This is a genomic window from Flavobacterium alvei (assembly GCF_002920895.1).
Lineage (GTDB): Bacteria > Bacteroidota > Bacteroidia > Flavobacteriales > Flavobacteriaceae > Flavobacterium > Flavobacterium alvei.
In genome coordinates, this window is sequence record NZ_PQVG01000001.1 from 457,145 (window position 1) to 472,318 (window position 15,174).

The following is a 15,174-nucleotide window of genomic DNA, read 5'->3' on the forward strand; positions in this document are numbered from 1 at the left end:
CAAAGAACACACCAAGATTCGCAAAGAATAAAATAGAACTTATTTAAAAAAACTTTGTGTGCCTCTGTGATTTTCTTTGTGAATCTTTGCGTAACAAAACAATATAATTATGAGCATCTTAACTCAAAAATTCAACACCAAATATGATACAGCTCCATTTTCTCAAATAAAAATGGAAGACTACCAACCTGCTTTTATCGAAAACATCGCTGCAGCAAAAGCAGAAATTGATGCTATCATCAATAATCCTGAAGCTCCGACTTTCAAAAACACCATCGAAGCTTTGGAATTTTCGGGTAATGCTTTGGATCGTTTATCATCTATTTTCTTTAACCTGAATTCGGCAGAAACCAGTGACGAAATGCAGAAAATCGCTCAAGAAGTTTCGCCTTTATTAACTGAATTTAGTAATGACATTACACTTAACGAAGACTTGTTCAAAAGAATAAAAACCGTTTACGAGCAAAAAGACAGCTTGAATTTATCTCCAGAACAAGCTATGTTATTGGACAAAAAATTCAAAAGTTTCTCCCGAAACGGAGCTTTACTTTCGGAAGATAAAAAATTAAAACTTCGTGAAATAGACACGGAATTAGCGAAACTAAAATTGACTTTTGGAGAAAATGTTTTAGCAGAAACCAACAACTACCAATTGCATATTACCAATGAAGCAGACCTAAAAGGACTTCCAGAAGGAACCATTGAAGCCGCAAAATCATTGGCAAAAAGCAAAGAGTTGGAAGGGTGGATTTTTACGTTGGATTTTCCAAGTTATATTCCTTTTGTTACCTATGCCGACAACCGCGAACTGCGAAAAGAAATGGCTATCGCTGCAGGTAAAAAAGCATTTCAAGGAAACGAATTCGACAACAAGGAAATCACCTTGAAGATTGCCAAATTACGTTTCGAAAGAGCTAATTTATTAGGATATGAAACGCATTCTCATTTTGTTTTAGAAGAAAGAATGGCACAGAATCCAGACAAAGTAAAATCGTTTTTGAATGATTTATTAGCCAAAGCCAAACCAGCAGCTCAAAGAGAATTTGCAGAATTGAGCGCTTTCGCCAAAGAGTTGGATGGAATTGATCATTTAGAGAAATGGGACGGTGCCTATTATTCCGAAAAATTGAAACAAAAATTATTCAATTTGGATGATGAAAAGTTGAAACCTTACTTTCAGTTAGAAAACGTTTTGAATGGTGCTTTTACTATTGCTGGAAAATTATACGGATTGACTTTTACCGAAGTGTTTGACATTGAAAAATACCACGAAGAAGTAACTACTTATGAAGTGAAAGACGAATTTGGCGAACTGGTTTCTATTTTTTATGCCGATTTCTTTCCAAGAAAAGGAAAACGAAATGGCGCTTGGATGACTTCTTTCAAATCGCAATCTATAAAAGATGGTGTAAACGAAAGACCGCATATTTCTAACGTTTGTAATTTTACGAAACCTACCGAAACCAAACCGTCTTTGCTGACTTTTAACGAAGTAACAACGCTGTTCCACGAATTTGGTCACGGATTGCACGGAATGTTGGCGAATACGACTTACCCAAGTTTATCTGGAACATCGGTATATTGGGATTTTGTGGAATTGCCAAGCCAGGTAATGGAAAACTGGTGCTACGAACCAGAAGCTTTGGCATTATTTGCGAAACATTATCAAACGGGTGAAATTATACCGCAGGAATATGTAGAAAAAATCAAGGAAAGTGCCAGTTTTCAGGAAGGAATGGCGACTTTGCGTCAATTGAGTTTTGGCTTATTGGATATGGCTTTCCATAGCAACAATCCAACCGAAATAAAAGACATCAAAGCGTTTGAAAAAACCGCTTTTGAAGGAACAACTTTATATCCTGATGTAGCCGAAAATTGTATGTCAGTTTCCTTCTCTCATATTTTTCAGGGCGGATATTCTTCTGGCTATTACAGCTACAAATGGGCTGAAGTTCTCGATGCCGATGCTTTTGAATATTTTCAACAAGAAGGCATTTTCAATAAAGAAGTGGCTACCAAATTCAAAGACAACATCCTTTCAAAAGGAGGGACTGAATTGCCGATGGAATTGTACAAACGTTTTAGAGGACAAGAACCAAAACCAGATGCTTTATTGAAAAGAGCTGGGTTGATATAATTAAATTTTCAAAATATGAAAAAATTAGTTTTATTATTACTCACTGTAATTATTTGTAGCTGTAAATCGGGTGCTCAAAATGATTTTGACACTATAATTCACTATTCAATTACTGATGAGAAAGCTTTACAAAATGAAAACAACAATTCATTCAACAAATTATATAGCGGATTAGAGGCTCCAAAATCAATTGAAAAAGACTTTGAAAAAAAATTAATTTCGTATGGTTATGTAAAAACAATTGTCCCAAAAGACAAAATATCAACAATATGTAAAACCATTTCAAATGATATTAATTTAAAATATCACGAAGTTGCTTGTATTCCAATGTATAGAGATATATTAATATTTCAAAAAGACAATAAAACGAAAGCCATTTTAAAAATTTGTTTTGAATGCGGAATGAATGATCTTTCAGGGAAATTTGAGAGTAATTTCAATTATAAAGTCCCTAATATTATGAGTAATTACTATCCTTTACATAAAATCCTTTATAACGAATAAAAAACAGCTTACACTTGCTTTCATCTAGCATAATTGATTTATAAAGAACTAAATTAAATACTTTGCAAAAGAGAAGCAGGTTTACTAAAAAGATTGCAGAGTCAGGATTTTAGAATGCCGATAGAAACCGAAGTAGCAATGCTTCGGTTTTTTTATATCTAAAATATTTCTTATTTTTTTGTAACAATTAATAAGTGTTTCCGTATAATAAGAGATTTTATACCATAACGATATTCTAAAATAAAACAAAGCTGTTGTAACTTCAGGAGGAATTTAAAATTTCATATACAAATTTGAATTCATAAACTTAACAAAAGGAAATTACGCTATTTTTCTATGGTCATTATTTATAAAAATCAAACACATTAACAATCAATAAACTATTTAATAATGACAACAATTCTAGATTTTTGGTGGGTAATTTTACTTGTATTATCCATTGTTCTTTACAAATTTGTTTTAAGAGTTTTCTTTGGGATGGTAATTGTTCCTGAAGACAGAATTGGTTTAGTAACCAAAAAATTTGTGTTATTTGGATCAGATAAATCCTTACCTGACGGAAGGATTATAGCGACCAAAGGAGAAGCTGGTTTCCAAGCTAAAACACTAGCTCCTGGATTATATTGGGCAATGTGGCCTTGGCAATATTCTGTAAATATGACCCCTTTTACAATTATTCCAGAAGGAAATATTGGATTGATATTAAGCAAAGATGGAGTCGAAATTCCAACAGGTCGAATTCTTGCTCAAAAAGTAAACTCAGACAATTTTCAAGATGCCACTTTGTTTCTAGATAATGGCGGACAAAAAGGGCGACAATCTGCCTTTATCACAACGGGATCTTATCGTATTAATACTTATTTATTTGAAGTTGTAGTAGCTCCACAAATAGTCATCTCAGAAAATATGGTGGGAATTGTAACCGCAATGGATGGCGAACCTATTCCAATTGGACAAATTGCAGGGAAATTTGCTGAAAATCATAACAATTTTCAAGATTTTGACCAATTTTTGAAAAATGGAGGAAATCGTGGATTGCAGCCACAAGTAATGTTGGCAGGTTCCTATTACATCAACTCTTGGGCAATTCAAATCGAGCAAACCCCTATGACCGATGTACCTATTGGTTATGTAGGAGTTGTGATTTCCTATATTGGCGAAGACGGAAAAGATGTAACTGGAGATACTTTCAAACACGGAAATATTGTTTCAAAAGGGCAACGTGGCGTTTGGATGGAACCTTTCGGTCCAGGAAAATATGCGCTTAATAAATACACTACAAAACTAGAACCTGTTCCTACAACGAACTTGGTTTTGAATTGGGCTAACGCACGCAGCGAATCTCACGATTTAGATAAAAATCTATCCACGATTACAGTTCGTTCTAAAGATGGTTTCCCTTTTAATTTAGATGTTGCACAAATTATACACGTCCCAGCTAATGAGGCTCCAAAAGTAATTGCTCGTTTTGGAAGTATGACCAATCTAGTATCACAAGTTTTGGAACCAACCATTGGTAACTATTTTAGAAACTCGGCACAAGATAGTGATGTAATTTCATTCTTAAGCACTCGAAAAGAACGTCAAGAATCAGCAAAAAAACACATCAAAGCAGTTTTAGACGAATATAACGTGAATGCTGTTGACACCTTAATTGGTGATATCGTGCCACCAGATTCTTTAATGAAGACATTGACCGATAGAAAAATTGCCGAGGAAGAACAAAAAACCTATCAAACACAAAGAATGGCACAAGAACAACGCCAAGGTGTTGAAAAAGAAACCGCCATTGCCGATATGCAAAAGGAAATTGTAAAAGCCTCTCAAAGTGTAGAAATTGCTCAACGAACTGCCGACGCAACCGTTAAAAAAGCCGAAGGAGATGCAACCAGTTTAAAATTGAATGTAAATGCAGAAGCCGAAGCTACTAAAATGCGTGCCAATGCCGAGGCAGAAGCAACCAAAGCTAGAGCAGGAGCCCAAGCCGAAGCAACCAAACTGAATGCCAGTGCAGAAGCTGAAAAAATTTCAAAAACAGGTTTGGCCGAAGCTGAGAAAATTATGGCAATTGGTAAATCTACTGCCGAAGCTTATCAGTTGCAAGTTTCTGCAATGGGTGGCGATAACTTTACCAAATATAAAATTACAGAAGAAATTGGAAAGGGCAACATTAAAGTGATTCCAGATGTTTTAATTTCAGGAAATTCAGGCTCCGATGGTGGAATTAGTGGTCTTTTAGGGATGAAACTAATGGAAATGATGGATACCAAAAACGAAAAACAAGAACCTAAAAAATAATTTTTTTAGAATTTAGTCCCGAATTTCGGGAGCAGATGTAAAACCGAAGTAGCAATGCTTCGGTTTTTTTAAAACAAACTTTCATTTATTTTTGAAAGTTTAAAAACTTTTACTTACATTTGCTATATGGAATTCAAAGAAGCAAAAAATAAGTTTGTACAAACCTGGGGAGCATTAGGCTCGCAATGGGGCATTAACAAAACTATGGCGCAAATTCACGCTTTGTTGATGGTGTCTAACGAAGCTGTTTCTATGGAAGAAGTAATGGAAGAATTGCAAATTTCCCGTGGCAATGCCAGTATGAATTTGAGAGCTTTGATGGATTGGGGCATTGTCTATAAAGAATATAAAGCAGGCGAAAGAAGAGAGTTTTTTACAGCCGAAAAAGATTTAGACGAATTGGCCGTAAAAATCGCCAGAGAAAGAAGCAAAAGAGAAATTAAACCAGCGCTAAAAATTTTAAAAGAAGTTTCATCGATTCAGTCTAATAATACTGCTGAAGAAACTCAGTTTATTGAGCAAACTACCAAACTTTACGATTTTGTTTTGAAAGCTGATAATGTTTTGGATAAAATTACCGAATACAAAGACAATTGGCTTACCAAATTAGTGGTTAAGTTTATGAAATAGAATTAAAAAAATTTAACCAAAACTTTCATTTTTTTCTGAAAGTTTAAAACATAAAGAACTATGAGCTTTTTAACCGCCGAATGGAAAAACTTAGCCTTAATCAATTATGAAATTGATGCTAAACTATTAAAAAAACACCTCCCAAAAGGAACAGAAATTGATTTATGGAATAACAAATGTTATGTAAGTTTAGTTGGTTTTATGTTTAACAATGTGAAATTAATCGGGTTTAAAATTCCGTTTCACAGCAATTTTGAAGAAGTAAATTTGAGATTCTATGTAAAACGCTTCGAGAATGGAGAATGGAAACGCGGTGTTGCTTTTATTAAAGAAATTGTGCCGAAGCCAGCCTTAACTTTTGTAGCAAATACTATTTACAAAGAGCATTATCAAACGATGCCTATGAAACATTCTGCCACTGAAAATAAAAATTCAATTGATTTTGTTTATCAATGGAAAAACAATAATGAGTGGAATTCAATTTTAGTAGCAACAGAAAAAAACAGCATTGAAATTGATCATAATTCTGAAGCTGAATTCATCACAGAGCACTATTTTGGTTATACAAAAACAAATAAAAACATCACTTTTGAATATGAAGTAAAACACCCAAGATGGCAACAATTACAAGTCGTCAGCTACAAAATTGATGTTGACTTTGAAAATGTGTACGGTAATGACTTTGTTTTTCTTCAAAACCTGGAACCAACTTCTGTCATCCTTGCAAAAGGCTCTACCGTAACAGTTGAAAATAAAAAGAAATTATTATGAACCTCAACATCATCGGCTATTTCATTTACCTAGCCATCACGGTTTTCATTATTCTAAAAGTGGGTAAAATCTGCTACACTAATGGCAATGTTTATGTAGCTGAATTAATCCCAAATCACAAAGAAATCTGCCAAAAAATAAATCAGGTTTTGTTACTGGCGTATTATCTACTCAACATTGGGTATTGCGCAATGACTTTGATTTCGTGGGAGAAAATAATTTCGATTAATCAACTCATTGAAACCATTGCAATAAAAACAGCAATTATCATTTTTATCATTTCGATATTACATTACGGGAACATTATAATCATTACCAAATACATTCAAAAATTAATCAAATAATATTAAAAATAACATTATGGAAACTACAAAAATTCTTATCGGCTACGCCATCTATTTACCAATTGCATTATTACTAACCTATTATGTTTCTAAAACACTTTTTAAAAACGGAAAAATATTTATGCTCGACATTTTCAAAGGCAGAGAAGATATAGCACAAGCCACCAACAAACTCTTCGAAACTGGGTTTTATTTACTCAACATTGGGTTTGCTTTGATGATTCTCGAAATTCAATTATACAATAACAACTATCAGGAATTAATCGAAAAATTAAGTTACAAAATTGGCGGATTTTCTATTTATCTTGGACTGATGTTGTTCTTTAATTTATACTTTTTTTTTAGAGGAAAAAGAAAAGCCAAAGAAACTCAAACCACAGATAGATTAGTATTTAAAGCCTAATTACCTAACAAACCAATCAGGTTTCAAAAACCTGTTAGGTTTAACATCCGACAAAATGAACAAACTCATTATCGCAGCAGGAACTGGATTTTTAGGTCAAAGTCTGCTGGATCACTTTAAAGATAAATTTGACAAAATCGTCATTCTTACTCGTGGAAAGAACAGAACGGAGGGCAGTATAAAATACGTCAATTGGAATGCAAAAACGCTAACCGGCTGGGAAACTGAATTAGAAAATGCGACAGTTTTAGTAAACCTTGCAGGAAAATCAGTTGATTGTCGCTATACCAAAGAGAACAAAAAAGAAATTTTATTATCTCGAATTGAAAGCACCAAGATTTTAAATAAAGCCGTTTTAAAATGCTTAAATCCCCCAAAACATTGGCTGAATTCATCAACATCTACCATTTATAGGTTTTCATTAGACAAAGAAATGGATGAAGTTAATGGCGAAATTGGCAATGATTTCTCGATGAATGTGGCTCAATCTTGGGAGAAAGCTTTTTTTAAAACTGAAACTCCCAAAACCATAAAAACAACTTTACGAACTTCTATAGTTTTAGGAAAAAACGGAGGAGCTTTTATTCCGTTAAAGACTTTGACAAAACTCGGCTTTGGTGGAAAACAAGGAAAAGGCAATCAATTTATCAGTTGGATTCACGAAGTAGATTTTGCCAGAGCCATTGATTTTATAATTGAAAAAGAAATGACTGGAGTTGTCAATATTGTTTCTCCAAAACCAATTCTAAATTTTAATTTTATGAAAAAACTACGAAAAGCAGTTGGTTTTCCTTTTGGTATTCCAATTAATACTTTTTTGTTGAAAATTGGATCTTTTTTCATTCGAACAGAAGCCGAATTGGTTCTAAAAAGTAGAAATGTGATTCCGAAAAGACTTTTAGAAAATGGATTCCAATTCAAGTTCGGAAATATTGATGCTGCTTTTCAAAATTTATTAAAAAATGACAACAATCCATCTCACAACAAAAATAAAAGCCACAAAACAAATCGTTTTTGATGTTTCCAGAAACATTGATATTCATCAGCAATCTGCAAGCAAATCAAATGAAATCGCCATTGCTGGTGTAACTTCTGGATTGATAAATCTAAACGAAACCGTAACTTGGAAAGGAAAACACTTTGGATTTTATTTAACTCATAAAAGCCGAATTACAGTAATGGATTTATACAGCTATTTTGTGGACGAAATGGAAGAAGGTAAATTCAAAACCTTCAAGCACGAACATTTTTTTGAAGAAAAAAACAGACTTACCATAATGACAGACCAACTGCAATATGAAACTCCGTTTGGTATTTTTGGGAAATTATTTGATTATTTGTTTTTGAAAAAACATTTGACACAATTTATTTTGGAAAGAAATAAAATATTGAAAGTTATAGCGGAAAATAGTTGAAAATTTAAAAAACTAAAACCAACCACCACCACAAAATAGGCACACTTTCTACCCAAAAAGAAGTGTAATATTTGGAACGTTTCTCATTCACAAAAAACAAAAACAAAGTGACAATAACAGCAATAGCAATAACCAAAAGTAAGTACTCAATAGTACCATTGAAATTACTATTGAAAAATTCTAAAACACAAAAAATCATCAACAAAATATATCCCAAATTTTTAGTCCGCTTCACTCCTATTTGCTGAGGAACAGTTTTCAAATGTGGGTCATCTTTTGCTAAATCAATTATTTCAAAAATCAATATCAATACAAAAATCAATATAAACCGTTGGATACATTTAAGATAAAAATCGGAAGTAATTGAAATTCCTGAATCCAGAATTGGCAAAACAACTGTTACTCCAACCCAGCACAGCGCCACAATATAAATTTTTACGCCAGCCCAATTTCGAGCATTTTTTCTATTTGGAAAGAAAGGAAGTGTATATAATAATGTTAGAATAAAAACTACAACAGAAACGATTTGCGTAATACGTTGCAATTGTAAAAAACAAAAAACAGCTACGAGCAACGACAAAAAACTCAGAATTAGAATTAATTTCAGTTTTAGTCCAATTTTATTTTTGGCTCTGGCCAAACCTTCATATTTCACAAAGTTATAACCCAAAACAGATCCGAAAAAACCAAAATAACCAATCCAATCATCTCCTATAATATGAAACATATTTTGAGTCATCATTATCAAAGATAGACAAGACAAACCCACGTGAATACTGCCGTCTATATAAAAATCGAAAACTTTTCTTAGAATCCTCATTTTACAAAAATAACAAAACTGTTAACAAGACAGGGTTTTAGTTGAAAAATTCCTAAAAATCAATCCCTTTAGCTCCTTTTTTTCTGATATTTCTCCGTAAATTTGCGGCTCAAAAAACAACACTTTTATCACTACATGAAAACAGATGCTTTTGCTTTAAGACATATTGGGCCGAGAGAAAACGATATTCAACATATGTTGAAAACCATTGGAGTTGAATCTATCGAACAACTGATTTACGAAACGCTTCCTGATGATATTCGCCTAAAAGAACCACTAGATTTAGACCCAGCGATGACTGAATATGAGTATTCAAACCATATTCAACATTTGGGCAATAAAAATAAAATGTTCCAATCCTATATTGGTTTAGGCTACAATCAGGCTATTGTTCCTGCTGTTATTCAGAGAAATATTTTTGAAAATCCGGGTTGGTACACCGCTTACACACCCTATCAAGCCGAAATTGCACAAGGTCGATTAGAAGCTATTTTGAATTTCCAAACGATGGTTATTGAATTGACAGGAATGGAAATTGCCAACGCTTCTTTATTGGACGAAGGAACAGCTGCAGCCGAAGCTATGGCGTTGTTATTTGACGTTCGTTCTCGTGATCAAAAGAAAAATAACATCAATAAATTCTTCGTATCAGAAGAGATTTTACCACAAACTTTATCGGTTTTAGAAACTCGTTCAACTCCAATCGGAATAGAATTGGTTGTTGGAAACCACGAAACTTTTGATTTTTCTTCAGAGTTTTTTGGAGCCATCCTTCAATATCCGGGCAAATTTGGACAAGTTCACGACTATACTAATTTTATTGCCAATGCAAAAAACAACGAAATAAAAGTAGCCGTTGCTGCCGATATTTTAAGTCTAGCAAAACTAACTCCTCCGGGAGAAATGGGAGCAGCTGTTGTAGTAGGAACCACGCAACGTTTCGGAATTCCGTTGGGTTATGGCGGACCACATGCTGCTTATTTTGCCACAAAAGACGAATACAAAAGAAGTATGCCAGGAAGAATTATTGGCGTAACAATAGATACCGACGGAAATCGTGCGCTTCGAATGGCTTTAGGAACACGTGAACAACACATAAAACGAGAAAAAGCAACTTCAAATATCTGTACAGCCCAAGTTTTATTAGCCGTAATGGCTGGAATGTATGTAGTGTATCACGGACCAAAAGGCTTGAGATATATTGCCAATAAAATCCATTCATTGGCTGCAACTTTGTCAAACGAATTAGGAAAATTAGGTTTCGAGCAAACCAACTCCGCTTTCTTTGACACCATTGTTGTAAAAGCCGATGCCAAAAAAGTAAAAACAATAGCAGAACAAAACGAAATTAATTTCTACTATATTGACGAAAATACAGTTTCCATTTCTTTGAACGAAACTACAAGTATTCCCGATTTGAATAAAATTATTTCTGTTTTCGCTTCTGCAAATAATACTCAGGCAACAGCAATAGAAACTTTAACAGAAACCAATCATTTTCCTGCTAATTTAGAAAGAACTTCTACATTTTTGGAATATGATATTTTCAACAAACACCATTCCGAAACCGATTTGATGCGTTATATCAAAAAACTAGAACGCAAAGATTTATCCCTAAATCACTCGATGATTTCGTTAGGTTCTTGTACCATGAAATTGAATGCTGCAGCCGAAATGTTGCCATTAAGCAATGCCAATTGGAACAACATTCACCCTTTTGCTCCATTAGATCAAGTGCAAGGGTATCAAGAAATGTTGTCAAAACTCGAACAACAATTAAACGTAATTACTGGTTTTGCAGGAACTACTTTGCAACCCAACTCAGGTGCGCAAGGCGAATATGCTGGACTTATGGTGATTCGTGCGTATCATCAATCTCGTGGTGACCACCATAGAAATGTTGCGCTTATTCCTTCATCAGCACACGGAACAAATCCTGCTTCGGCAGCAATGGCAGGAATGAAAATAATTGTAACTAAAACACTAGAAAACGGAAATATCGACGTGGAAGATTTACGTCAAAAAGCTATCGAATACAAAGACGATTTGTCTTGTTTAATGGTTACTTATCCTTCGACTCACGGTGTTTTTGAAAGTGCTATCCAAGAAATTACAAAAATTATTCACGAAAACGGTGGTCAAGTCTATATGGACGGAGCCAATATGAATGCACAAGTTGGATTAACAAATCCAGCAACCATTGGAGCTGACGTTTGCCACTTGAATTTACATAAAACATTCGCCATTCCTCACGGTGGTGGTGGACCAGGTGTTGGCCCTATTTGTGTAGCGAAACATTTAGTTCCGTTTTTACCAACAAATCCAGTAGTTTCAACTGGTGGCGAAAATGCTATTTCTGCTATTTCTGCTGCTCCTTGGGGTTCGGCTTTGGTTTGCTTAATTTCTTACGGTTATATTTCGATGTTGGGTGCCGAAGGTTTAAAAAGCTCTACTGAACACGCCATTTTGAATGCCAATTATATTAAAGAAAAATTAAACGGACATTACGACACTCTATATTCTGGAGAAATGGGTCGTGCAGCTCACGAAATGATCTTAGAATGTCGCCCTTTCAAACAAAAAGGTATCGAAGTAACTGATATTGCCAAACGTTTGATGGATTACGGTTTTCATGCACCAACGGTATCTTTCCCAGTTGCTGGCACCTTGATGATTGAACCTACTGAAAGCGAAAATCTAGAAGAATTAGACCGTTTTTGTGACGCAATGATTTCTATCAGAGAAGAAATTGAAGCTTCGACATTAGAAGATAAAAACAACGTCTTGAAAAATGCTCCACACACTTTAGGAATGCTTACTGCCGATGTTTGGAACTTTCCTTACACCAGAGAACAAGCTGCTTTCCCATTAGATTATATTGCAGAAAACAAATTCTGGCCAACCGTTCGTAGAGCCGATGACGCTTATGGAGACAGAAACTTGGTTTGTAGTTGCGCGCCGATTGAGGCTTACGTAGAAAATTAAAAACTTCAATGATTCATATAAAAAATGCCTCGTATTTTTACGAGGCATTTTTTGTTTTTCATTTAATAGAAAACTAATATTTGTATGCTATTCCTTTTCTAATAGCTTGTACTGCACCAAATGAAACTCCATTGGCCCCAGATTCATTAATATCTTTATCGGCTGTCATAAATACAAACGGGCATCCCAATTTTGCAGCTTCCATCTTGAGTTTTTTATCAGCTTTTGAATCTCCTGTGTTTCCGGTGTGCATGTTGATAAACGCAGTTTTACCTTTAATTTCACCAACTTTTTTTAATCCAGCTATATATGATTTGTCTTCAAGAATTATAACTTTATCCCAATCATTTTCTCCATTGACAACAATTTTTTCAGTAACTTCTTCTACTCGTCCACTTTTTCCATAGACAATTTTTTCTATGGCATATTTTCCAATAGAGTTCTCTGCATCTTCTCCGTCATATTTATAAACAACAACGTATTCGTCAACACGAATAACCTTCCCTTTTACAATTTCTCCATTATGTTTTGTAATTACATCTACTTGAGCATAAATTGAACCTGAAAACATAGCAATTGCAAACAATAAAATAATTTTCTTCATTTTTATTTTTTTTTAAATTAGACACAAATATACAAAACAAATCTTACACAAATAAAAATTAATAGCTAAATTTACACCCATTATGACAGACATTCAAACACGCGAGGATTTACATTTATTAATGAGCGAATTCTACAAAAAATTACTTGGCGATAGTAAAATCAGTTTTATATTTACCCAAATAGCAAAAATAGATTTAGAACCTCATTTATTAGACTTAGTCGATTTTTGGGAACAAATCCTTTTTGACAGGGGTAGTTACCAAAAAAATGTGATGCAAATTCATTTGGATTTAAATCAACAATCAAAACTTTCTGAAGAACATTTTGCTATTTGGCTCCATTATTTCAACACCACAATTGACAAAAATTTTGCAGGTCAAATTGCCGAAAATATGAAAACAAGAGCCCTTTCGATTGCAACAGTGATGAAAATAAAAATGTAGCGTTTTGTTGTTTTTAGCAACATATCATCAGAAATTTGCTAAAATACACACTTTTCAATAATTATATGCGCGCATAGTATATTTTATCTGAAAATCTCAATTATTATCTATAATTTAGCATGATATTATTTATTTATTTACAATGAAAATTAAAATAACAGGTGTAGGGAGTTACATTCCCGAAATTCAAGTTGCCAATTCTGATTTTGACAAACATGTGTTTTTGAATGAAGATGGTAGTTCATTTGGATATCCAAATGAAATTGTAATCAAAAAATTTAAAAGCATCACAGGAATAGACCAAAGACGATATGCTGCCCCAGACCAATGTTCCTCTGATTTAGCTTTTTTAGCTTCGCAAAAAGCGATTGAAAATGCAGGTATTGATCCCGAAACTATAGATTATATTATTTTTGCTCACAATTTTGGTGATGTAAAATCAGGAACCACTCAATCGGATATAATTCCAAGTTTGGCCACACGCGTCAAACATAAATTACAAATAAAAAATCCAAAATGTGTTGCCTATGACATCCTTTTTGGCTGTCCTGGCTGGGTTGAAGGCGTGATGCAAGCCAATGCTTTTATCCTTTCGGGTATGGCAAAACGTTGCTTGGTTATTGGAGCCGAAACACTTTCCAGAGTTGTTGATGATCATGATAGAGATTCTATGATTTATTCTGATGGTGCTGGAGCCACAATTATTGAAGCATCAGATGACGAAACAGGAATGTTGTCTTACGAAAGTGCCACTTTCGCCAATGATGAAGCAGGCTATTTATTTTTTGGAAAATCATACAATCCAGATTTAGCCTCAGACACAAAATACATAAAAATGTTTGGTCGAAAAATTTACGAATTTGCCTTAAGCAATGTACCCGCAGCAATGAAAAGTTGCCTCGACAAAAGCGGATTAGACATAGACGATGTAAAGAAAATCCTAATTCACCAAGCCAACGAAAAAATGGACGAAGCCATCATTCACCGTTTTTACAAATTATACGGCAAAACCCCTCCTGAAAACATTATGCCAATGAGCATTCACGATTTAGGAAATAGTAGTGTGGCAACCGTACCAACACTTTACGACCTTATTTTGCAAGGAAAATTAGAAAATCACGAAATCAATAAAGGAGATATTTTAATTTTTGCATCGGTTGGTGCTGGGATGAATATCAATGCTTTTGTTTATAGATATTAAAAAGTTTGTGGTTTATGGCTTTTTGTTCGTGGTTTTAACACAACTATAAACCATAAACTATAAACTACAAACATCACTTTATGTACGAAAAAACATTTCCCAATAAAAGATTCAAACACACTTTAGAATTTTTACAAAAACACATTTCGACTTCCGAAATTATTTTCGATTTAGGTGTTCCTAATCCTTTTTCGAAAATAATGATCGAAAACGGATATACTGTAAAAAACACTACTGGCGAAGATATTGACAACAATCAAACGGCATTGCAAAACGAAAGCTACACTGTTTTTACAGCTTTCGAAATCTTTGAACATTTATTGAATCCTTACACGGTTTTAGAAAATGTAAAATGTGACAAATTGCTAATTTCAATTCCATTGCGTTTGTGGTTTTCATCAGCTTATCGCAGTAAAACCGATATGTGGGACAGACATTACCACGAATTTGAAGATTGGCAATTAGACTGGTTGTTGGAAAAAACCGGTTGGAAAATCATCGACAGAGAAAAATTTACACATCCTGTAAAGAAAATTGGTTTTCGTCCCTTGTTGCGATTTTTTACGCCGAGGTATTATATCGTTTATGCAGTTAAAGAAAAAAGAGAATAGAGCAAA

General features: G+C 34.0%; 15 protein-coding genes. 13 read left to right on the forward strand and 2 right to left on the reverse strand.

Going from position 1 to position 15,174, the window contains the following annotated elements; translation table 11 throughout:
- Window positions 1-109: 109 nt before the first annotated feature.
- The 9 genes from C3L50_RS01875 (at window position 110) to C3L50_RS01915 (ending at window position 8,502) form a co-directional block, all read left to right on the forward strand.
- Entirely contained in the window at window positions 110-2,137 is a 2,028-nt protein-coding gene (locus C3L50_RS01875; protein WP_103804400.1) for a M3 family metallopeptidase, read from the forward strand.
- Window positions 2,138-2,152: 15 nt separating this feature from the next.
- Window positions 2,153-2,641, forward strand: coding sequence for a hypothetical protein (locus tag C3L50_RS01880; protein ID WP_103804402.1), 489 nt, complete (start codon window positions 2,153-2,155; stop codon window positions 2,639-2,641).
- Window positions 2,642-3,031: 390 nt separating this feature from the next.
- Window positions 3,032-4,939, forward strand: a complete 1,908-nt coding sequence (locus C3L50_RS01885) for an SPFH domain-containing protein (protein ID WP_103804404.1) — start codon at window positions 3,032-3,034, stop codon at window positions 4,937-4,939.
- Window positions 4,940-5,065: 126 nt separating this feature from the next.
- A complete protein-coding gene (locus C3L50_RS01890) occupies window positions 5,066-5,569 on the forward strand; it encodes a GbsR/MarR family transcriptional regulator (protein ID WP_103804406.1) in 504 nt (167 codons plus the stop codon).
- Window positions 5,570-5,629: 60 nt separating this feature from the next.
- The gene (locus C3L50_RS01895; RefSeq protein ID WP_103804409.1) at window positions 5,630-6,340 is read left to right on the forward strand and encodes a YqjF family protein; all 711 of its coding nucleotides are present in this window, start codon (window positions 5,630-5,632) and stop codon (window positions 6,338-6,340) included.
- Window positions 6,337-6,684, forward strand: coding sequence for a hypothetical protein (locus tag C3L50_RS01900; RefSeq protein WP_103804410.1), 348 nt, complete (start codon window positions 6,337-6,339; stop codon window positions 6,682-6,684). Before C3L50_RS01895 ends, C3L50_RS01900 begins: the two co-directional genes overlap by 4 nt.
- A 16-nt stretch (window positions 6,685-6,700) precedes the next feature.
- Window positions 6,701-7,087 (forward strand): hypothetical protein, encoded by a 387-nt coding sequence (locus tag C3L50_RS01905; RefSeq protein ID WP_103804412.1) that lies wholly within the window; start codon window positions 6,701-6,703, stop codon window positions 7,085-7,087.
- A 55-nt stretch (window positions 7,088-7,142) separates the two neighbouring features.
- The gene (locus C3L50_RS01910; RefSeq protein WP_103804414.1) at window positions 7,143-8,105 is read left to right on the forward strand and encodes a TIGR01777 family oxidoreductase; all 963 of its coding nucleotides are present in this window, start codon (window positions 7,143-7,145) and stop codon (window positions 8,103-8,105) included.
- Window positions 8,050-8,502, forward strand: coding sequence for an SRPBCC family protein (locus C3L50_RS01915; RefSeq protein ID WP_103804415.1), 453 nt, complete (start codon window positions 8,050-8,052; stop codon window positions 8,500-8,502). The genes C3L50_RS01910 and C3L50_RS01915 overlap by 56 nt, the downstream gene beginning before the upstream one ends.
- A gap of 4 nt (window positions 8,503-8,506) precedes the next feature.
- Here C3L50_RS01915 and C3L50_RS01920 read toward each other — a convergent pair whose 3' ends face one another.
- A complete protein-coding gene (locus C3L50_RS01920) occupies window positions 8,507-9,322 on the reverse strand; it encodes a UbiA prenyltransferase family protein (protein WP_103804417.1) in 816 nt (271 codons plus the stop codon).
- 135 nt (window positions 9,323-9,457) lie between these two features.
- Between C3L50_RS01920 and gcvP the strand changes: the two genes are divergently transcribed.
- On the forward strand, window positions 9,458-12,307 hold the full coding sequence (gene gcvP / locus C3L50_RS01925) for an aminomethyl-transferring glycine dehydrogenase (RefSeq protein WP_103804418.1): 2,850 nt from the start codon (window positions 9,458-9,460) through the stop codon (window positions 12,305-12,307).
- A 73-nt stretch (window positions 12,308-12,380) separates the two neighbouring features.
- Here the strand turns inward: gcvP and C3L50_RS01930 are convergent, their stop codons facing one another.
- Window positions 12,381-12,911, reverse strand: a complete 531-nt coding sequence (locus C3L50_RS01930) for a hypothetical protein (RefSeq protein WP_103804420.1) — start codon at window positions 12,909-12,911, stop codon at window positions 12,381-12,383.
- Window positions 12,912-12,993: 82 nt separating this feature from the next.
- On the opposite strand from C3L50_RS01930, the gene C3L50_RS01935 reads away from it, so the two are divergent.
- The 3 genes from C3L50_RS01935 to C3L50_RS01945 all read left to right on the forward strand — a co-directional run bounded on the left by C3L50_RS01935 (window position 12,994) and on the right by C3L50_RS01945 (window position 15,168).
- Complete coding sequence (locus C3L50_RS01935) at window positions 12,994-13,356, forward strand: group III truncated hemoglobin (RefSeq protein ID WP_103804421.1); 363 nt, start codon at window positions 12,994-12,996, stop codon at window positions 13,354-13,356.
- A 142-nt stretch (window positions 13,357-13,498) separates the two neighbouring features.
- Complete coding sequence (locus C3L50_RS01940; protein WP_103804423.1) at window positions 13,499-14,557, forward strand: 3-oxoacyl-ACP synthase III family protein; 1,059 nt, start codon at window positions 13,499-13,501, stop codon at window positions 14,555-14,557.
- A gap of 80 nt (window positions 14,558-14,637) precedes the next feature.
- Complete coding sequence (locus C3L50_RS01945) at window positions 14,638-15,168, forward strand: methyltransferase (protein ID WP_103804424.1); 531 nt, start codon at window positions 14,638-14,640, stop codon at window positions 15,166-15,168.
- Window positions 15,169-15,174 lie beyond the last annotated feature (6 nt).

What these genes read in the sequence shown, in the direction of transcription:
- C3L50_RS01915 (WP_103804415.1), top strand. Translation starts at nt 8,050, where the DNA reads ATGACAACAATCCATCTCACAACAAAAATAAAAGCCACAAAACAAATC.
- C3L50_RS01905 (WP_103804412.1), top strand. Translation starts at nt 6,701, where the DNA reads ATGGAAACTACAAAAATTCTTATCGGCTACGCCATCTATTTACCAATT.
- C3L50_RS01935 (WP_103804421.1), top strand. Translation starts at nt 12,994, where the DNA reads ATGACAGACATTCAAACACGCGAGGATTTACATTTATTAATGAGCGAA.
- C3L50_RS01890 (WP_103804406.1), top strand. Translation starts at nt 5,066, where the DNA reads ATGGAATTCAAAGAAGCAAAAAATAAGTTTGTACAAACCTGGGGAGCA.
- C3L50_RS01930 (WP_103804420.1), bottom strand. Translation starts at nt 12,911, where the DNA reads ATGAAGAAAATTATTTTATTGTTTGCAATTGCTATGTTTTCAGGTTCA.
- C3L50_RS01940 (WP_103804423.1), top strand. Translation starts at nt 13,499, where the DNA reads ATGAAAATTAAAATAACAGGTGTAGGGAGTTACATTCCCGAAATTCAA.
- C3L50_RS01880 (WP_103804402.1), top strand. Translation starts at nt 2,153, where the DNA reads ATGAAAAAATTAGTTTTATTATTACTCACTGTAATTATTTGTAGCTGT.
- C3L50_RS01875 (WP_103804400.1), top strand. Translation starts at nt 110, where the DNA reads ATGAGCATCTTAACTCAAAAATTCAACACCAAATATGATACAGCTCCA.
- C3L50_RS01895 (WP_103804409.1), top strand. Translation starts at nt 5,630, where the DNA reads ATGAGCTTTTTAACCGCCGAATGGAAAAACTTAGCCTTAATCAATTAT.
- C3L50_RS01945 (WP_103804424.1), top strand. Translation starts at nt 14,638, where the DNA reads ATGTACGAAAAAACATTTCCCAATAAAAGATTCAAACACACTTTAGAA.
- gcvP (WP_103804418.1), top strand. Translation starts at nt 9,458, where the DNA reads ATGAAAACAGATGCTTTTGCTTTAAGACATATTGGGCCGAGAGAAAAC.
- C3L50_RS01885 (WP_103804404.1), top strand. Translation starts at nt 3,032, where the DNA reads ATGACAACAATTCTAGATTTTTGGTGGGTAATTTTACTTGTATTATCC.
- C3L50_RS01910 (WP_103804414.1), top strand. Translation starts at nt 7,143, where the DNA reads ATGAACAAACTCATTATCGCAGCAGGAACTGGATTTTTAGGTCAAAGT.
- C3L50_RS01920 (WP_103804417.1), bottom strand. Translation starts at nt 9,322, where the DNA reads ATGAGGATTCTAAGAAAAGTTTTCGATTTTTATATAGACGGCAGTATT.
- C3L50_RS01900 (WP_103804410.1), top strand. Translation starts at nt 6,337, where the DNA reads ATGAACCTCAACATCATCGGCTATTTCATTTACCTAGCCATCACGGTT.